Annotated in this window: 12 protein-coding genes; 9 read left to right on the top strand and 3 right to left on the bottom strand. The window is 62.2% G+C overall.

Going from position 1 to position 19,496, the window contains the following annotated elements:
* Positions 1-63: 63 nt before the first annotated feature.
* Entirely contained in the window at positions 64-822 is a 759-nt protein-coding gene (locus JYG37_RS26895) for a DeoR/GlpR family DNA-binding transcription regulator (RefSeq protein WP_050016302.1), read from the top strand.
* A 105-nt stretch (positions 823-927) separates the two neighbouring features.
* A complete protein-coding gene (locus tag JYG37_RS26900; protein WP_213346196.1) occupies positions 928-2,712 on the top strand; it encodes a phospholipase D-like domain-containing protein in 1,785 nt (594 codons plus the stop codon).
* A gap of 69 nt (positions 2,713-2,781) precedes the next feature.
* Here the strand turns inward: JYG37_RS26900 and JYG37_RS26905 are convergent, their stop codons facing one another.
* The 3 genes from JYG37_RS26905 to JYG37_RS26915 all read right to left on the bottom strand — a co-directional run bounded on the left by JYG37_RS26905 (position 2,782) and on the right by JYG37_RS26915 (position 6,546).
* On the bottom strand, positions 2,782-3,456 hold the full coding sequence (locus JYG37_RS26905; RefSeq protein WP_012339399.1) for a TetR/AcrR family transcriptional regulator: 675 nt from the start codon (positions 3,454-3,456) through the stop codon (positions 2,782-2,784).
* A 105-nt stretch (positions 3,457-3,561) separates the two neighbouring features.
* Complete coding sequence (locus JYG37_RS26910) at positions 3,562-4,830, bottom strand: NAD(P)/FAD-dependent oxidoreductase (RefSeq protein ID WP_050016295.1); 1,269 nt, start codon at positions 4,828-4,830, stop codon at positions 3,562-3,564.
* Between the two features lie 135 nt (positions 4,831-4,965).
* Positions 4,966-6,546: an amino acid permease gene (locus tag JYG37_RS26915; protein ID WP_213346197.1), complete on the bottom strand. Its 1,581-nt coding sequence runs from the start codon at positions 6,544-6,546 to the stop codon at positions 4,966-4,968.
* A 635-nt stretch (positions 6,547-7,181) separates the two neighbouring features.
* On the opposite strand from JYG37_RS26915, the gene amaB reads away from it, so the two are divergent.
* The 7 genes from amaB (at position 7,182) to JYG37_RS26950 (ending at position 19,471) form a co-directional block, all read left to right on the top strand.
* Entirely contained in the window at positions 7,182-8,693 is a 1,512-nt protein-coding gene (amaB, locus tag JYG37_RS26920; protein ID WP_124638506.1) for an L-piperidine-6-carboxylate dehydrogenase, read from the top strand.
* A gap of 527 nt (positions 8,694-9,220) precedes the next feature.
* Positions 9,221-9,739 carry a hypothetical protein gene (locus JYG37_RS26925; protein ID WP_213346198.1) on the top strand — a complete coding sequence of 173 codons (519 nt, stop codon included), beginning with the start codon at positions 9,221-9,223 and terminating at the stop codon, positions 9,737-9,739.
* A gap of 162 nt (positions 9,740-9,901) precedes the next feature.
* Positions 9,902-10,432, top strand: coding sequence for a hypothetical protein (locus JYG37_RS26930; protein WP_249746050.1), 531 nt, complete (start codon positions 9,902-9,904; stop codon positions 10,430-10,432).
* Positions 10,433-10,683: 251 nt separating this feature from the next.
* Positions 10,684-11,235, top strand: a complete 552-nt coding sequence (locus tag JYG37_RS26935; RefSeq protein WP_213346199.1) for a hypothetical protein — start codon at positions 10,684-10,686, stop codon at positions 11,233-11,235.
* An 8-nt stretch (positions 11,236-11,243) separates the two neighbouring features.
* Complete coding sequence (locus JYG37_RS26940) at positions 11,244-15,842, top strand: calcium-binding protein (RefSeq protein WP_213346200.1); 4,599 nt, start codon at positions 11,244-11,246, stop codon at positions 15,840-15,842.
* A gap of 102 nt (positions 15,843-15,944) precedes the next feature.
* A complete protein-coding gene (locus JYG37_RS26945) occupies positions 15,945-18,131 on the top strand; it encodes a type I secretion system permease/ATPase (protein WP_213346201.1) in 2,187 nt (728 codons plus the stop codon).
* Complete coding sequence (locus tag JYG37_RS26950) at positions 18,128-19,471, top strand: HlyD family type I secretion periplasmic adaptor subunit (RefSeq protein ID WP_213346202.1); 1,344 nt, start codon at positions 18,128-18,130, stop codon at positions 19,469-19,471. The genes JYG37_RS26945 and JYG37_RS26950 overlap by 4 nt, the downstream gene beginning before the upstream one ends.
* The last annotated feature ends 25 nt before the right edge of the window (positions 19,472-19,496 follow it).

Consider the following 19,496-nt stretch of genomic DNA (forward strand, 5'->3'; position numbering starts at 1 on the left):
CGTCAAACGTCCGTAATACAATGGCCGGCTTACCCATTACCAGTCGCCTCGGGCGCACACGCGATGCTGGCGGAACAACGTCATCAATACATCCTGTCGGCGCTCGGACGCTCGGGCGCGCTGACGGTCGCGGAACTCGTGCGTTCGCTCGACGTGTCGCGCGAAACGGTGCGGCGCGACCTGAACGCGCTGGCCGCGCGCGGCCTGCTCGTGATGACACATGGCGGCGCGCTGGCCGCTGATCGCCGCGAGCCGAGCCTGTCCGAGCGCGAAGCCGCGAACGCCGACGCGAAGCGCACGATCGGGCGGCGCGCGGCCGAATTCGTGCCCGACGATGCATCGGTGCTGATCGATTCGGGCAGCACGCCGCATGCGGTCGCGCTGGCGCTCGCCGACCGGCACCGGCTGTCGATCTACACGAACGACTGGCGTACCGCGTTCGTGCTCGCGCGGCGCAACGGCAACCGCGTGACGTTGCTCGGCGGCGAGCTGTCCGACGACGAGGACGCCACGTTCGGGCTCGACACGATCCACCAGCTCGCGCAATACCACGTCGATTTCGCGTTCGTCGGCGCCGGCGGCATCACGCCCGACGGCGAGTGCACCGACTACTCGCGGCTCGCGGCCGAAGTGCGCAGCCGGATGATCGCGGCGGCGGGCACGGCGATCATCGTCGCCGACCATTCGAAATTCGGCCGCGTGACGCCGGTGCGGATCAACGGCACGTCCGCCGCCCGCTATCTGGTGACCGAACGCGCACCCGACAAGGCCGTGCGCCGCGCGCTGACGGCGCGCGGGATCGAACTGCTCGTGTGCGACTGACGCGCGTCCGACATACAAGGTTCATCGAACGGTCATCGCGCGGGAAGAACCGCCATCAAGACTGACGCATTCATCTCGACCGGCCGCCGGGCCAGGGAGCAACGAATGACCGTCAGCGTGCGCAGCTATCTTTCCCCCACCCTGGTCCTGCTGGCTTTCGACTGGCCCGATGCGGCGTCGCGGTCCGATTTCCTCGGCTTCGCGATCCGGCGCACGCCGGGTTTCTGGTCGGCCGACGGCAAGACGCGTGCGCCGGACAGCTGGCTGCCCAACCGCCTGACGTTCGACGGCCCGGCCGCCGACACGCAGGGCGATGCGCCGACCGATCAGGCGCCGATCCAGAAATTCATGTGGTGGGACGCGCGCATCGATCCGCAGGACCGCGGTGCGTCGTTCCGCTACGACGTCTATCCGGTCGTCGGCACGCCGGCGAACCTGCAGGTGCTCGACGCGCAAGCCGGCGTGTGCGACGTCGTGCTGCCCGCGCACGTCGAGGACGGCATCGGCACGTGGTTCAACCGTGCGGTGGTCAGCTCGCAGGCGTTCGCGAAGCAGGTCGCGGCGCTCGGCCTCGCGCCGAACGAGGCGCCGAGCGCCGCGCAGGCGCTGAAGCTGCGCACGTGGCTCGCGAACGACATGGAGCAGGTGTTCGCGCAGATGCTCGATCCGGCATCGCGCGCGGTGTCGGCCGTCTATCACCTGACCGACACGCTGTGGGCGCTGCCCGCGTTCGACGCGTTCGGCCGCCAGCACGGCGAAGCGTCGCTCGCGATCGTCTACGACGCGCACACGACGGCGCGCAAGGGCAAGCCGCCGCTGCCGTCGCCGAACCAGCCGGCCGTCGATGCGCTGCAGGGCCTCGCGCCGCTCGCGCCGCGCGACAAGACGCACATCATGCACGACAAGTTCATCGTGACCGATGCGCCGTCGAACCCGGCGCCCGCGCGCGTGCTGACCGGCTCCGCGAACTTCACGACCGAGGGGCTGACCGAGCAGGCCAACGTGCTGCATGCGTTCGACTCGCCTGCGCTCGCCGCGCTGTACAACGAGCGCGCGCATGCGCTGGCCGGGAATCCGTCGATTGCGGAGACCGCGCGGCTGTCGCCGGGCTGGTCGGCGCCGATGACGATCGGCAGCGCGCAGGTGCGCGTCGCGTACTCGCCGGAGCCCGCGGGGCAGCGTACCGAGATCGATACGATCGTCGCCGCGATCGCGGCCGCGAGGCATTCGGTGTCGTTCTGCCTGTTCATGCCGACCGACGCGGCGCTGCGCGACGCGTGTTTCGCGGCTGGCGACCGCGGGCTGATGATGTTCGGCCTCGTGAACAAGATCAGCGTCGGCAGCGCGACGAAGGCCGATACCGCGCAGCACGACGGCCAGACGCTCGATGCGGCGACGCTCGCGAACCTCGAGCTGTACCACCGCAGCCGCGACAACCACGACGTGATCGACGCGTCGTATTTCTCGCCGGCCACGGTGCCGCAGGGTTTCGAGCCGGAGTTGCGGCTTTTCCCGGGCGAACCGGCGCCGGTTTTCCCGCCCGTCGTGATCCATCACAAGTTCATCGTGATCGATGCGGAAGGCGCGAATCCGGTCGTCTATACGGGTTCGGCGAACATGAGCCGCAATTCCGAGCAGTACAACGACGAGAACCTGCTCGAGATCCGCGACAAGCGGATCGCGGCGATCTATCTCGCGGAATTCCTGCGGCTGTACGAGCACTACCGCGCCCGCGCGCTGGCGATCCATGCGAAGCAGCAGCACGGCACGGGTACGCATGCGCGGCTCGCGCTCGCGCCCGATTCGAGCTGGGCGAAGAAGTATTACGTGGCGGGGAGCCCGGAACAGAAGGCGCGGATCGCGCTGGCGTCGACCGCGCCGACGGACTGATGCGCTGAAGTGCTGAATGAAGTTCGCGGGGCGCGGATGTCGCGTGCCCCGGCCGGCGACTACCGCCGCTTACGCGGCGACGTAGCGGAGCACCGCGTCGGCGATCGTGTCGCGATGTCGCGCGCGCAGGCGCGGTGCCGACGGGTCGCGACCGAATGCAGCGCCGAACGTGTAGCGGTTCGCCACGCGGTGGAAGCAGAACGAGCTGATCAGCAGGTGCAGGTCGAATGCGTCGATGTCCTTGCGGAACACGCCGCTGGCCGCGCCGCGCTCGACCAGTTCCTCGAGCGTCTTGATGATGCTGACGTTGCGGTTCTTGAACGACTTCAGCTGTTCGACATACTTCGCGCCGTGGATGTTCTCGATCGACACGAGGCGGACGAAATCGCGATGCTTGTCGTGATAGTCGAACGTGAATTCGACGAGACGGCGCATGCCTTCGCGCGGCTCCATGTCGCCGACGTGCAGTTCCTGCTCGAGCGCGCGGATGTCGCCGTATACTTTCTCCAGCACGGCCTCGTACAGGCCTTCCTTGCTTTCGAAGTAGTAATAGAGCATCCGCTTCGTCGTGTTCGTGCGCTCGGCGATCGCGTCGACGCGCGCACCGGCGAGGCCCATCGCGGAGAATTCCTGCGTGGCGACGTCGAGGATGTTGCGCTTGGTTTGCTCGGGATCGTATTTGCGCCGCGCGTCGGACGCAAGCGCGCGGGGGTCGGACGTGGCGGCCTTGCTTCCTGCTTTCATGTGACTTTGTTCTGGTTCGCGGCGGCTTGGAAAAGGCATTCTAGCATGTGGGAAATGCCCGCCCGGCCGACCTTCCGCTCTAATCGGCAAGGCTGCGGCGGGCGCTCAGCGGCGGCAGGACGCGAGCGCGTCGCGGGCCTGGTACGCCGTATACGTGAGCTGCGCGGCGGCGAGGCCGGCCAGCCCGAACGTGCGCGTGAGCCCGAACGCGGCGAAGCCGTCCGGCACCGGACGCTCTCCCGCCAGCGCGGCGGCGAGCACCTCGCCGGCGACGGTGGTCGGCGCCATCCCGTGACCGCCGAATGCGATCGCGTGCCACACGCCGTCCGTGTCGCGGCCGATCTGCGGCATCTTGTGCCGCGCATAGCTCATCAGCCCACCCCACGCGTAGTCGACCTTCACGCCGTCCAGTTGCGGATACACGCGCAGCAGGTCGCGCCGCAGCAGGCGCGCGATCGCGTCGGGGCCGCGATCGAGCACGGAGATCCGGCCGCCCCACAGAATCCGCGTGTCCTTCAGCGGACGGTAGTAGTCGAACGCGAAACGCGTGTCGTAGATCGCGTACGGCGCGTCGATCGCGTCGGGCAGGCGCGTGCCGAGCGGTTCGGTCGCGATCACGTAGGTCGCGATCGGCAGCACCGCGCGCTCGATGCGCGGCGACACGCCGCGCGCGTAGCCGCCGCCGGCGAATACGACGTCCTTCGCACGCACCGCGCCCTGCGCCGTGCGCACGACGTAGCCGGCGCCGTCGCGCGCGATGCCGAGCGCGGCCGAGCGTTCGTACACGCGTGCGCCGCCGCGCGACGCGGCCGCCGCGACGCCGAGCACGTACTTCAGCGGATGAAAGTGGAATGCGTTCGGCTCGAACAGGCCGCCGTAATAGCGCTGCGTCTTCAGCCGCGCACGCAGCGCGTCGGTCGCGACCGGTTCCCAGTCGACGTTGAATTCCTGCTTCATCAGCGTGCGCACGCCGTCGAGCCGCGACGGATCGTCGAACCAGTTCGCGAGCATCACGCCTTCGTCGACGATGTCGCAGTCGATCCCGTAGCGGGCGATGCGCGCGCGGATCAGGTCGACCGCGTCGACGGTGAGCCGGTACAGCCGGCGCCCTTCGTCGCGGCCGAGCGTGCGCAGCAGGTCGGCGTTGTCGAGGCTGTAGCCGCCGAACACGAAGCCGCCGTTGCGGCCCGACGCGCCGAAGCCGACCCGTTCGCCGTCGAGCACGACGACGTCGTGCACGCCGCGCTCGACGAGGCCGAGCGCCGTGCACAGCCCGGCGAGGCCGCCGCCGACGATGCAGACCTGCGTATCGATCGTGTCGGTCAGTTGCGGGTAGGGCTGGCGGCTAACGGTGGCTTCGTAGAAGTTCTGCATGCGTGTTCGGTGACTCGTGACGGCGGAAAGGCGGACGGCGCGCGTCGATCTTGCCTGAACGCGCGCGCCGCGTCGAATGGGGATTTCAGCGCAGCGGCCGCCGCGAAGGGGCGGCTGCCGGCGCGTGACCGGGCGTCAGGCGCCCGGCGTCGGGTTGGCCGGACGGGCGACATAGGCCGGATAGCCGGCGTCGGCCTTTTCGGTCGCTTCATGCGTCGCGTTGCGTTCGATCCACGGCGCGATGTCCATGTCCTCGTAGCGCACCAGCCGGCGTTTGCGCACGAGCGCGTAGCCGAGCCAGATCGCGAGGAAGAACGGCAGGCCGACGTAGGTCGCGGCGACGCCGGTCCAGTCGATCTTGTCGGCGAGGAACGCCTGATAGTCCTGGCCGAGCGCGACGGCCGCGCACAGCGCGAACGCAAACAGCGGGCCGAACGGGAACCACTTCGACCGGTACGGCAACTGGTCGAGCCGGTAGCCTTGTTTCAGGAAGCCTTTGCGGAACCGGTAGTGACTGACCGCGATGCCGAGCCACGTGATGAAGCCGGCCATGCCCGACGTGTTCAGCAGCCACAGGTAGACGGTCTTGTCGCCGTACAGCGACGTGAGGAAGCACAGTGCGCCGATCGCGGTGGTCGCATACAGCGCGTTGCGCGGCACGCCGCCCGGCGACAGCTTCGCGAACAGCTTCGGCGCGCGGCCTTCGACCGCGAGGTTGTAGAGCATGCGCGTCGACGCGTACATGCCCGAGTTGCCGGCCGACAGCACGGCCGTCAGGATCACCGCGTTCATCACGCCTGCGGCGAAGGCCAGCCCAGCGTGGCGGAACACGAGCGTGAACGGGCTCACGCCGATATCGGTCACGTCGCTCTTCAGCAGGCTCGGATCGGTGTACGGAACCAGCACGCCGATCACGAAGATCGCGAACACGTAGAACAGCAGGATGCGCCAGAAGATCTGGCTCACCGCGCGCGGAATCGTCGTGCGCGGATTCTCCGATTCGCCGGCCGCGACGCCGATCATCTCGGTGCCCTGGAACGAGAAGCCCGCGATCATCGCGACGCCGAGCATCGTCGCCCAGCCGCCGACGAACGGCGCGTCGCCGATCGTGAGGTTGCCCCAGCCGGCGCTCGGGCCGCCCTGCATGATCCCGAAGATCATCAGCAGGCCGACGCCGACGAATGCGAGCACCGTCAGCACCTTGATCAGCGCGAACCAGTATTCGGCCTCGCCGAAGCCGCGCACCGACAGCGCGTTGAGCGCGAAGATCAGCGTGAGGAACAGCGCGCTCCACCAGACGCCCGGCACGTGCGGGAGCCAGTAGTGCATCACGAGCTGCGCGGCAACGAGCTCCACCGCCAGCGTCACGGCCCAGCTGTACCAGTAGTTCCACCCGAGCGCGAAGCCGAAGCCTTCGTCGACGAACTTCGCGCCGTAGGTCGCGAACGAGCCCGACACCGGCATGAACGCGGCCATTTCGCCGAGGCTCGTCATCAGGAAATAGACCATCAGGCCGATCATCATGTACGCGAGCATCGCGCCGCCGGGCCCGGCCTGCGAGATCGACGCGCCGGACGCGACGAACAGGCCCGTGCCGATCGAGCCGCCGATCGCGATCATTCGCAGATGGCGCGCCTGCAGCGCACGGTGGAGGGACGGCTTCGCGGGCGGCGAGCCGGACGGGCGGGACGAATCGGGGCGGGCGTCTGAATGCATGGCGGGCGCTGGGCGCTGTCTCCGGGATTGTTTTTCGGTGACGAAGCGCGACGCGTTGCCGGCCGTGGGCCGGGCAGCGGTGATGCGGTGCGAAGCGGGCCCGCTGACCCGGGCCGTGGTGCGTGTCGCGTTCGTCGGTCGTCCGGCGGCGGTCGTGGCGGCCGGCGGCGCGCCGGGTGCGTTGCACCTCGACGTCGCACCGATTGTGTGGGGTCCGATGCACGGGCGGCAAACGATATTTCCGCACAGGGTGATGCGGGATCGTCATCAACTTGCGTCGGGCCGGGACGCGTCCGCGTGCCCGTCTGCGGGCTTTGGAACCGTCTGATATCAGCGTAGGCAAAGGCGCGGCTGTGCGGCTGACTTCTTGCGTTTTGGGAATGAAGTCGTGAGTTAATATCAATAGCGGCCCGACTTGTGGCCATCGACAATGTGTTTCATGGATCGTGCCTCGCGAGGCTGGGGCGCGCCGTCCGGCCGGGCTTGCCGGCGGCGGCGCCGCGCGATGCGCCGGATGGCGCACCGGGCCCGCCGCGCGGCGCATCCGCTTGCACGAGGCGCTCGAACGCGCTCCAATCGAATCACGCGGGCGGCGCTGCCGCCGCACCGATCAATCTGTCCCTGAAGAGGAAGTGATGCAATTCAACGACATTCTTGCCGCGCTCGACATCGATCTCGCCCAGTGGAAAGGCAACGCGCTGACCGCGCGTTCGCCGCTCGACGGCGCGACGCTCGCGACGCTGGCCGTCGACACGCCCGCCGACGCCGAGCGCAAGATCGACGCCGCGCACGACGCGTTCCTCAAGTGGCGCACGGTGCCGGCGCCGGTGCGCGGCGAACTCGTGCGCGTGTTCGGCAACGTGCTGCGCGAGCACAAGGCCGAGCTGGGCCGCCTCGTCACGCTCGAAGCAGGCAAGATCACGTCGGAAGGGCTCGGCGAAGTGCAGGAAATGATCGACATCTGCGATTTCGCGGTCGGTCTGTCGCGCCAGCTTTACGGCCTCACGATCGCGTCCGAGCGCCCGGGCCACCGGATGATGGAAACGTGGCACCCGATCGGCGTGTGCGGCGTGATTTCGGCGTTCAATTTCCCGGTCGCGGTGTGGGCCTGGAATGCGGCGCTCGCGTTCGTGTGCGGCGATTCGGTCGTGTGGAAGCCGTCCGAGAAGACGCCGCTTACCGCGATCGCGTGTCACGTGCTGCTCCAGAAGGCGCTCCGTGAGTTCGAGAAGACGCATCCGGGCGTCGCGCCGGCTGAGCTGAGCCAGCTGGTGCTCGGCATGCGCGATGTCGGCGAGGTGCTGACGGCGTCGAAGAAGGTGCCGGTCGTCAGCGCGACGGGCAGCGTGCGGATGGGCCAGGAAGTCGCGAAGGTGCTGAGCCAGCGCCTGGCGCGCGGCATCCTCGAACTCGGCGGCAACAACGGGATGATCGTCGCGCCGAGCGCCGATCTCGACCTCGTCGTGCGCGCGGTCACGTTCGCGGCGGTCGGCACGGCCGGCCAGCGCTGCACGACGCTGCGCCGCCTGATCGTGCATCGCAGCCTCGTCGAGCAACTGCTGCCGCGCATCGAGAAGGCCTACGCGTCGGTGAAGGTCGGCAACCCGCTTGAAGAAGGCACGCTGGTCGGTCCGCTGGTCGATCGCGCGTCGTTCGATGCGATGCAGAAGGCGCTGGGCGATGCACGCGAGCAGGGCGGCGAAGTGAAGGGCGGCGAGCGCGTCGACGTCGGTCACGCGGATGCGTACTACGTGCGTCCGGCCATCGTGCGGATGCCGAAGCAATCGGCGGTGGTCGAGCGCGAAACGTTCGCACCGATCCTGTACGTGATGGTCTACGACAACTTCGACGACGCGATCGAACTGCACAACGCGGTGCCGCAAGGCCTGTCGTCGGCGATCTTCACGAACGACATGCGCGAGGCCGAGCAGTTCATGTCGGCAGCGGGCAGCGACTGCGGGATCGTCAACGTGAACATCGGCACGAGCGGCGCGGAGATCGGCGGCGCGTTCGGCGGCGAGAAGGAAACGGGCGGCGGCCGCGAGTCGGGTTCGGATGCGTGGAAGGCCTACATGCGCCGCGCGACGAACACGATCAACTACAGCCGTCAGCTGCCGCTGGCGCAGGGCGTGAAGTTTGATGTTTGATGTCGGGGTGGGATTGGCGTGTTGTTGGCGCTGATTTCATCGGGCGACTGATGTCGCGTTGTTATCGCTTCAAGCGGGAAAGCCGGCCATGGGCCGGCTTTTTTGTTTTCTGATGTGGTGATTGATTGGGATGGGTGGTTTTGGGACGTTTTCGCGCGAGTGGATTCGTTGATAGCGTGTCGGAGATAAGGAATCGTACAAGTACGGAATTTTCGAATTATTTTTGATGTTTCGTATGTGTATGAAAATAAGGCGATTTCTTGTTTTCTTTCAATTCTTTCTATATCTTTATGGCGTTGCATATCGCTGGCGGTTAATGTGATTTATGGATTTTGCTTGGTAACATTTCGATGCATTGATTAGGTATACATATGAAATGGTGGCGGGAATTGAGAGGTCGTGCATGTGCTAACAGGCGCGAAGGGGGAGCACACCGTCGGCCACTATTGACGGCAACGGGGGGCGGTGCAGGACCTCGAAATGTCCTTTCCTTCTTGATCGAGTTTTATCGTCGAAGTCCTGTACTCATGGCTTTGCATTTCGCTGGCGCACTGATCGCGTGGTTCGCACCTGATGACACGCTAAAGCGTTGGCCTGTGCTGAAGCCAGCGGTGACCGCAATCGGAGAAGTATTTCCACTACTGCCTAAGGCAATCGAGAAATCTCTGTTTCCGGACGTCACCGCGGTCTATTTCGCACTGGTGCTGGCCGCGGTACCTATCAGAATATTTGAAGGTTTCCGCCTTTGCTATGCGGAGAGGAAGGAAATAGTTGCTGGGTACTTTGGCTACTCGTGGAAAAGAAAGATTTTTGCATTTCTGGTTGCGATCTTGTTTTTGTCTGGCAGCGTGTTTCTTCTGATTTTTCATGGTCAATATTTTGACTGGAATTTCATGTCTGTCGGAAAGTCGAGATTCTGGCTTGGAGCGGTCGGGCCATTGTTTGCTGGTGGATATCTGATTATTTGCTTTGTTGCGGCTGGCGTTGCGATTATTTCTTTGTTGTGTTGTATGTATTTTGTTGAAAAGAGATGCTGCGAGGCGTGATTTGACCCTGATGGACTTAGTTATTTCGGTGTGTGAGTTGGGCGTAAGTACGGGGCGAAGGTGGAATGAGGTCGATAGCATTTATAGAATTTATTAGGTATCGATATGGAAGGACGTCAAGGGACAAGGTGGTGTGCTCGTTCTAAAGGACGAGAGGGCAGAGTGGGCTATGGGTCGACGAAGGAAGAGGCGGGGAGTGACGTCGAGCCCACGAATATCTTTAGCCTGATGATCAGGCTCTATCGCATGAGTCCCGCGCTCTTGACGTTGCATTTGTCTGGTGTGGTGATCGCTTGGTTTGCGCCGGATGACGCGTTGACGCGTTGGCCACTTCTAAAGATAGCGGTAGCCGGCGTCGGAGAAATATTTCCTTTGCTACCAGAGGCGGTGAGGAAATCCAAGTTTCCTGACGTGACGGCGCTGTATTTTTTGCTGATGTTGGTCGCGATTCCGATGAGGCTTTCGGTAGCGATTCGTTTTTGTTATTCGTATCGGTCTCGGATCGAGGATGGATATTCGAAAATTTCCATTTCGAAGAAAATTTACTCGATTGTAGTTGTCTTGACGTTTATGTGCATGGGATTTTCTTCGATTTTGGTTGATGGATATTTTTATGAGTGGAATTTTATGGAAATAAGCCAGTCGCAGCATATTGCTTGGCTTGATCGGACCGTTTTTTGCGGGTGGAGTTGAGGTTGTCGCTATCGCGGCTGGCGTGGTTGCAATTTTCATTGCATTGCGCCGCGTCTTTGCTTGTAAAGAGGAGTAGGTCATGGCTGGTTATGAATTTCAAAAATGGGATGTGCTTGATTAGATGGGAAGGCGGGAAAATCGCACTACGAAAAGCTGCTGCCCCATGGCTATATTTATTGGTTATCTATATGAAATTTGAGAATGAATAAAAATAATTCGATATTTCCAGTCGCGGGGGCGGTGGAGAGGGTATGAGGGGAGTCTTTGTTTTATTGATGCTTTCATTTGTTTTGTCTGCCTGCATCATCAATCCCACGAGAGGTCGCCCTGTCAGATCGCCGACGAGCTTTTTGAGGGATGTCAAGATTGTTGTGGATTCTGGTGATCTTGGAAACGTTGAATTTGTAAGAAATCGTCTAGAGATTGATTGTGATTCTGGCCCACGGGAAGCCGTTCGCGATAGAGAAGGGGCGATTAAGGGATATGGAGTGGACATGAAATGTATTGCATCCTCTAGAGAATACGAGAGGGAAAGGGGTTTCTATTATGGATTGTTTTGGCCTGCCGGGATGGATTTCTATAGGGCTGGATTGTCACTTCCGATTAATGATAGGGCGATATGCATTACTCCATACGATCTTCGTGAGGTGTTTGGTGATGTTGAGAAATATCCTGTTTCTCATTGGAGTTCGTGGTCGTATATGTATAAAAGAGGTGATGTAAATTCAAGGGTGGTTTTTTCGATTGACAGGGATGGCTGTGTTGGTGGCATTTATATTTCTATGAATCGAGAGAGAGAGTGAGGCGAGTGATGAAGATAACTGGTCGTGAAGAGTTGTTCAAAGGGATGATTTTGGGGCAAGAGGCTATTGATCTGATAAATAAGAGTCCGTTGCTCGTGGATCAAATAATTCAATACAATGAAGGCGTATTGATTAAGAGTTTGAATCCAATTGAGGTTGGCACAGGCGAGCGGGGAATATTCTGGGATCGTGGACGGCCTGGAATTGTATTTGGGAATTACGATGGCTTGACGTTCGACAAGCTCGATCCACGTGTATTGGTCGGTATTTTGAGTCACGAAATTGGTCACTATATCTATGACGCACACGCTCAAGCTCGGGAGCAGCATCACGCGAATGAAATGCGAAACGATTATCATTTGGCGGCGATGGTTGGAGTGATGAAGGAGGCTGAGGCGGCCTATAACAACTGGCTAGTAGCGCGAGAAGTCGCGAAAAATGGTGGTGGCGTGATTCCTGTGCTTGGAGATCGTCGGGATCAAATCGCGGCGCCGGGGTTTGATATCAATGGTGCGTTCACTAGAGTCTACGAGGCGAATGTCGGGAAAATGCCTGCCGATGTGCTAAAGCAGGTCATGCTTGAGGTCGGAGGAAACTATCTGGCACGAGCACGTCCCGGGGCAGATCTGGACACGACGTACTATGAGCAAAATGGTGCCGCCTATGGGGCGTCCGAAAAGCGATTGTCTCAAGCGCCGGTCATTGGAGTGAGTTATGCGTTAAATCTGGCAACAGGTTTTATCAAATCCACGAAGTTGACTTTCTCAACGGGTATAGTGCAAGTCAACGAGTACAACAGCGGGGTGTTGGGTGCCGCAACGTTGTACGGCCCGAACGGCCAGATGACGGCGTATGTGAAGTACGCAACGAATGGCATCAAGCTTCAGGAAACTTGCTATACAGACGACGGCCGAATTGCCACCACGCGGACCGACATCAACGGCGACGGCATCGTCGATAGCATCAAAACAGAAACCCGCCTCGCCGACGGCGCCAGCGTAATCCGCGAAGACACCAACGGAGACGGCGTTACCGACCACAATTTCGTCGTGAACGGCGGCCAGCGCTACGACCTGTCCAATGTCCGCGATGCAGCCTTCGCCGACAGCCTGCTGTCGCGATACCGCGCGACCGGACTACTGAGCGGCACGAGCTTCCTCGACCTGAGCCAGATTATTTCCCGCACGCTGACCTACGGCGGTCGAAACGACTACGGTTTCACGATGCCGTCCGGCTGGTACAACCCGATCGGTGCATTCTACGAAGCCAAAAGCGCCGCATTCGACAAAGCCGCCTCCATTGCCGACAAGACGCCTGTCCTGCTCGACGCGAACCGATGGGGAGTAGGCGTTAGCGCGCTCCAGTCGCGCGACGCGAACCGCGATGGCAAGCTGTCCGGCGCGGAACTGAACGGGCTACAAGTCTGGATCGATGCGAACGAGGACGGCATCGGCGACGCCGGTGAATTCAGGTCGCTGGCGCAAGCTGGGATCAGCGAGATTCGCGCGGTTGACTATGACGTCATCACGCGCGGTAACGGCCACTACGCATCGGCACCGGTCGCCGCGCCATGGAAACCCTGGGAAGCATCGCAACCCGGCCGCATGTACTTGGCGCCGGCCGTTCCGCTGTCGAACTACCGAACGCTGCGCGATAACGACAAGATCTACTGGATCAACTCCAGAGACTTCATCATGTTCGGCCCGACGCAGATCAAGGTCAGTCCTTCCAACCGGAGCTACCTGATCGGTACCGACGGGAACGACGTATTCGATGCGAATTACTACGCTGCTTATGGTCACTGGATCGACAGCAATCTGCTCGTCAACTTCCTCGCGGGCGATGGCAACGACATGATGGGCGGCAGCAGCCGCAACGATAATCTGTGGGGCGGCACCGGCAACGACACGCTGTTCGGCTATGACGGCGACGACAGGCTGTACGGCGAGGAGGGTGACGACGAACTCAATGGCGGTGCCGGCAACGACGTGCTCGACGGCGGTATCGGCAACGACAGGCTGTTTGGCCAGGTCGGTAACGACATCATGAATGGCGGCGACGGCGACGACATCATGATGGGCTTTACCGCATCGAACGAAAGCAAGCAAACCCTGGCGTGGGGCGAAACGGATGACGACATCATGTACGGCGGCGCAGGCAACGACCGGATGTGGGGCGGTGTCGGTCACGACTACATGGACGGTGGCGACGGGGCGGACTTCGTGAGTGGCGGGGACGGAAACGATACGGTGTTCGGCGGCGCCGGGAACGATGAACTGCATGGTGACGCAGGCAACGACCGGCTTCTTGGAGACGCCGGCAACGATCGCATTTTCGGCGAGGCCGGGGACGATGTGCTCTGGGGCGGCGATGGCGATGACGTGCTGGTCGGCTTCACTGCCAGCAACGATGCGAAGCAAACGTTGTCGTGGGGTGAATCCGACAACGACATGCTGTATGGCGGCAACGGCAACGACGCGCTATATGGAGGTCTCGGCAACGACTACCTCGATGGCGGCAACGACAACGATTTTCTCGACGGTGGTGATGGCGACGATCGGCTCTTTGGCGGCGCGGGCGACGACGAACTGAACGGCGGCAACGGCCACGACGCGCTTTCGGGTGAAACCGGTAACGACAAGATTTTTGGCGGCGCAGGCAACGACACGATCTGGGGTGGTGACGGTGACGATATTCTGGTCGGCTTCACGGCCAGCAACGACGCAAAACAGTCGCTGGCTGCGTGGGAAACCGATGACGATACGATCTACGGCGGAGCCGGAAACGATCTGATCCTGGGCGGTCTTGGCAACGATCTGCTCCACGGCGACGCCGGCGACGATGAAATTCAGGGTGGGGACGGCCACGACAAGCTTTATGGCGGCGATGGCAACGACCGACTGTTCGGCCAGGTCGGGAACGACATTCTGTACGGCGGCGCAGGCGACGATTTGCTGGTGGGCTTTACCGGCAACAACGAGGCGAAACGGACGCTCGGTCCCGGCGAGACCGACAATGACTATCTCTACGGTGGAGAAGGCAATGACACGCTCCTCGGCGGCCTGGGCGACGACTATCTCGACGGCGGGGCCGGCGCCGATCACATGGAAGGCGGCGAGGGCAACGATACTTATATCGTGAACAGCGTCAATGACGTGATTCTCGAATACGCAAACGAGGGTTACGACACGGTAATCAGCAGCTCAAACTACATTCTCAACGCCAACCTCGAAGAATTGAGACTCGTCGAGGGATTCAACATCAATGGCACGGGCAATGCGCTCGATAACCGGATCGTCGGCAACAGCGCAGACAACATCCTCGATGGCGTTACCGGTGCCGACACGATGATCGGCGGAAAGGGCAACGATACCTACTACGTCGACAATGTCGGCGACCGCGTCATCGAATTCGCCGACGAGGGCATCGATACGGTTCAGAGCAAGATCAGCTATACGTTGGGCGAACACGTCGAGAACCTGAACCTGCTGGATTTCGGCAAGCCGGAAAAAGGGCTCGTCGATGGCGTGGCCGTTCACGTGTACGGGTACCCGAAAGCCAACGAGCTGGATTACATGCAAGGCGATGCGGTTCCGAGGTTCCAGGGAACGTGTGCGCTGACGTCGATCGCGAATTTGCTGACGCAGACCGGGACGCCGACTACCGAGGGAGACGTCGTCCGCCGCGCAATCGACAACCAATGGGCAGTCACCAACCCGGCTGCAACGGACTACCAGCGAGGCGGATCGAATTACGTTCAGCAACAGGCACTGCTCAAGAGTTACGGCATTGCAAACAATCTGCTTGCCGGATACGACGAGCATGCGGTCGCGAATCTCATCCGCAGTGGTCGTGGCGTGATACTGGCGCTGAACTCGGGTCGGCTTTGGGATGACAGCGCTTATCTCGACGGCGGCGGCGTGAATCACGTCGTAACCGTGACGGGCGCGGTTTATGGAGACGCCGATGGCCAGCTCAAAGGCTTCTATATTGCCGACTCGGGCCGCCAGCGCGTCAGCGACATGACGCGCTACATCAGCCTTCAGGAATTCCGGACGGCCGCCAACGTCCCGAATGCCTACGCGATCTACACGGCCGAGGCGCTGAAACTGTGGAACGAGGACATCGACGGCACGGGCAACGCACTCGACAACACGATCATCGGCAACCGCGGCAACAATGTGCTGGATGGCGGCGCTGGCAATGACATCCTGGTCGGCGGCCTGGGCAACGATACCTATCGATTCGGTCGCGGGTCCGGTCGTGACACGATCCGGGACGACGACGAAACGCTCGGCAACAGCGATGTGATCAGCATCGGGGCGGGCGTATCGGCGGATCAATTGTGGTTCCGTCACGTCGGCAACGATCTGGAGATCAGTATCCTCGGCACCAGCGATACCGCGACGGTTCGGGACTGGTACCTGGGTTCAAGGTATCAGATCGAGCAGATCCGGGTAGACGACGGTCGGACGCTCGTCAACACCGATGTCGAGAAGCTGGTACAGGCCATGGCGGTATGGTCGCCGCCGGCCGCGGGGGCGGTCACGCTGTCCCCTGAGCATCAGGCCGCGCTTGCGCCGACGCTGGCGACGAGCTGGCGTTAATTCCCGTTCCCGAAGGTCAATCCGTCCGGTTGCACATTACGTGCGACCGGACGGCCTGCTGCCGGCCGTATCGCATTTCCTTCCTCGTCTCGTGTTCCCTTCATGGACAGTTCCATTCTCCGGCCTCCGGCGTCGTTTGCGACGCAGGATGTCGACTCCGGTCTCGCCGTCGTTCTGACGATGGCCAGCCTGCACGGCATCGCAGCCGACGAAGCCGCGTTGCGACATGAATTCGGCTTCGGCCGTTTCGATACTCAAACAATCCTGCGAGCCGCGCGCTCACTCGGCATGACGGCCCGGGCCGTTCAACAGAAGTTCGAACGACTGGATCGGGCGCCTTTGCCCGCGGTCGCACGGACGAAAGGCGAAGGTGGCTATTTCGTGGTCGCGCAGTATCAGGCCGGGGATGAAACGCGCGCGCCTCGAACGCTTGTCCAGTTTCCGGGTGAGGCGCCTACCGTGCTGATGCGTGAGCGTCTTCTGGAAATCTGGACGGGTGAGCTCATCTATTTCACGAGCAAGAGCAGCATTGCGGGTACCCTGGCGCGTTTCGATTTCAGCTGGTTCATTCCGGCAATCGTCACGTACCGGAAGCTGCTGGGCGAAGTCCTCGCGATCTCTCTGGTATTGCAGTTGATTGCGCTCGCCACGCCGCTCTTCTTCCAGGTGGTAATGGACAAGGTGCTGGTCAACCACGCGATGAAGACGTTGAACGTGATTGCCGTGGGGCTGATTTGCGCGACGCTGTTCGAGGCGGCGCTTTCGGGGATACGAACATGGGTTTTTGCGCATACGAGCAGCAAGATCGACGTCGAGCTCGGCGCGCGGCTTTTCCGTCATCTTCTGGCATTGCCGCTGGCATGGTTTCAGGCGCGCCGTGTCGGCGATTCTGTCGCCCGTATTCGCGAGCTGGAGAACATTCGCGCGTTCCTCACCGGCAATGCCGTGACGCTGGTGATGGACCTCGCGTTTTCGTTCGTTTTCCTCGGGGTGATGCTCTGGTACAGCGCATGGCTTACGTTGATCGTCGTTGTCTCGATTCCGCTCTACATGCTGTTGTCGGTCGTGTTTACGCCGATCATTCGGCGGCGGCTGAACGAGAAATTCAATAAGGGCGCCGAGAATCAGTCGTTCCTCGTTGAAACCATCAGCGGAATCGATACGGTCAAGGCGATGGCACTGGAACCGCGCTGGACGGATCGATGGGACCGTCAACTGGCCGCTTATGTGAGTGCGGGCCTGTCGGCCACCAATGTTGCCACGATTGCAAGCGGCGGCGCGACGTTGATCAGCAAGCTGGTGACCGCGGCGATCATGTGGCTGGGCGCCACGCTGGTGATCGACGGCAAGTTGACCGTCGGCGAACTCGTCGCGTTCAACATGCTGGCCGGGCAGGTGTCCAGTCCGATACTGCGTCTCGCGCAGCTATGGAACGACTTTCAACAGGTCGGGATTTCGATGGGGCGTCTTGGGGATATCCTGAACACGGTGCCCGAAACCGCCGCCAAAAAGACGCGAGTGCCACGTCTCGACGGCGCGATCGAATTCGACCAGGTATCGTTTCGCTATCGGCCGGATGCGAGCGATGTCATCCGGCAAATCTCTGTCAGGATCGCGGCGGGGGAGGTCATCGGAATCGTCGGCCGCTCCGGGTCGGGAAAAAGCACGCTGACCAAGCTCGCGCAGCGGCTCTACGTGCCGGATCGCGGGCGCGTGCTGGTCGACGGGCAGGATATTGCCGTGATCGATACGGCGAGCCTCCGCCAGCAGATTGGTGTTGTTCTGCAGGAAAACACACTGTTCAATCGTTCGGTACGGGACAACATCGCGCTGGCACGACCCACTGCGTCCATCGATGCGGTGATCGATGCAGCGCGGCTGGCCGGCGCACACGAGTTCATCTGCGAGCTTCCGGAGGGTTACGACACGCTCGTCGGCGAGCATGGCACCGGGCTATCGGGCGGCCAGCGGCAGCGCATCGCCATTGCTCGCGCATTGATGACCGATCCACGCATCCTGATATTCGACGAGGCGACCAGCGCGCTCGACTACGAATCAGAAGCCGTCATACAGGCCAACATGCGGGACATCTGCGCGCGGCGCACGGTGCTGATCATTGCGCATCGGCTCTCGGCGGTGCGCGATGCCGACCGGATTCTCGTGATGGATCGCGGGCAGATCGTGGAAAGCGGCACGCACGACACACTGCTGCGCATACAGGATGGGATCTACGCACACCTGTATTCGCTGCAACAGGGCGGTCGTGACGTAGCAGAGGCACGGATATGAGCATGCGACAGCAGGCAGGGGCCTGGCGTGAACTGGTCGGGCGCTACCGCGATGTCTGGCGTCACTGCTGGAAGCAGCGCCATCGGACGACGCTACCGGCATTCAATGCGAACGAGGCTGAATTTCTGCCGGCGGCGCTGTCTGTCCAGGCGGCACCGGTTTCGCCTGCGGGCCGGTGGGTCGCGCGCATTCTCATCCTGCTCGTGATGACGGCGATCGTCTGGTCTTACTTCGGGAAAATCGATATTGTCGTCGACGGCGGCGGCAAGATCATTCCATCCTCCCGGACCAAGACGCTGGCGGCGGTCGAAGTGGCCAGCGTGCGCGCGCTGCACGTGCGCGACGGGCAGGCCGTGACGGCTGGCGACGCACTGATCGATCTCGATACGCGCGTAATCGACGCCGAACGTCAACGGGCGGACGGCGACCGGCTGAATGCGGTACTGCAAGCCGAGCGTGCACGGGCGTTGATCGACGCGATCGATACCGGCCGACAACCTCGACTGGCGGATGTGGAAGGTGTGCCGCCCGAGCGCCGGCGCGAGGTCGAGCGGCACCTGCTGGATCAATGGCGCGATTTCGTCGCGCGACGGGACCGTCTCGACAGCGAAATCCACAGGTACGGCCAGGTCGCTCCGCTTGCAGCGCGTCGTGCGGACGATTACGCCAAGTTGATGAAGACCCGCGACGTTGCGGAGCACGCGTGGATCGAGGCCGAGCAGCAGCGCATCGAGACGGCGGGACAGCTTGCGGATGCTCGTCACCAACGCGCGGCGCTCGTGGCAGAGACGCGAAGGAATACCCAGGATGCGCTGAACGATGCGCAGCGTATCGTCGATGCGTCGTCGGGCGACATGCGGCGTGCGGAGGCGCACGGGGAACTGCTGCGCCTGACCGCGCCGATCGACGGAACCGTCCAGCAGCTTGCCGTCCATACCATCGGGACGGCGGTGCCGGCCGCGCAGCCGCTGATGCAGATCGTGCCGCGAGAGGGGGCGGTAGAAATGGAAGCATTCGTCGACAACCGGGATATCGGCTTCGTCAAGGAGGGGCAGGTCGCCAGCGTGAAGATCGACGCATTCGAGTACACGAAATACGGCACGTTGTCGGCGACCGTGAGTCATGTCTCGCGCGATGCGATAGACGACGACAAGAAGGGACTCGTCTATTCGGTCAGGATCATGCTCGATCGTTCGGCGCTGGTGGTAGACGGCCGCGAGATCGCACTGTCGCCAGGTATGTCGGGTAGTGCCGAGATCAGGACCGGAACGCGGCGGGTGATCGAGTATGTGCTGTCGCCTTTACTGCAGCATGCACGGGAGAGCTTGCGTGAGCGCTAGGAGCTTGAAGGACGGCGTGTGTCCG

The sequence above is a fragment of the Burkholderia sp. LAS2 genome, assembly GCF_018417615.1.
GTDB classification, from domain to species: Bacteria; Pseudomonadota; Gammaproteobacteria; order Burkholderiales; family Burkholderiaceae; genus Burkholderia; species Burkholderia sola.

Bases quoted from the DNA above. Each gene is read 5' to 3' on its own strand.
- JYG37_RS26895 (WP_050016302.1), top strand. From the start codon at position 64: ATGCTGGCGGAACAACGTCATCAATACATCCTGTCGGCGCTCGGACGC.
- JYG37_RS26900 (WP_213346196.1), top strand. From the start codon at position 928: ATGACCGTCAGCGTGCGCAGCTATCTTTCCCCCACCCTGGTCCTGCTG.
- JYG37_RS26905 (WP_012339399.1), bottom strand. From the start codon at position 3,456: ATGAAAGCAGGAAGCAAGGCCGCCACGTCCGACCCCCGCGCGCTTGCG.
- JYG37_RS26910 (WP_050016295.1), bottom strand. From the start codon at position 4,830: ATGCAGAACTTCTACGAAGCCACCGTTAGCCGCCAGCCCTACCCGCAA.
- JYG37_RS26915 (WP_213346197.1), bottom strand. From the start codon at position 6,546: ATGCATTCAGACGCCCGCCCCGATTCGTCCCGCCCGTCCGGCTCGCCG.
- amaB (WP_124638506.1), top strand. From the start codon at position 7,182: ATGCAATTCAACGACATTCTTGCCGCGCTCGACATCGATCTCGCCCAG.
- JYG37_RS26925 (WP_213346198.1), top strand. From the start codon at position 9,221: ATGGCTTTGCATTTCGCTGGCGCACTGATCGCGTGGTTCGCACCTGAT.
- JYG37_RS26935 (WP_213346199.1), top strand. From the start codon at position 10,684: ATGAGGGGAGTCTTTGTTTTATTGATGCTTTCATTTGTTTTGTCTGCC.
- JYG37_RS26940 (WP_213346200.1), top strand. From the start codon at position 11,244: ATGAAGATAACTGGTCGTGAAGAGTTGTTCAAAGGGATGATTTTGGGG.
- JYG37_RS26945 (WP_213346201.1), top strand. From the start codon at position 15,945: ATGGACAGTTCCATTCTCCGGCCTCCGGCGTCGTTTGCGACGCAGGAT.
- JYG37_RS26950 (WP_213346202.1), top strand. From the start codon at position 18,128: ATGAGCATGCGACAGCAGGCAGGGGCCTGGCGTGAACTGGTCGGGCGC.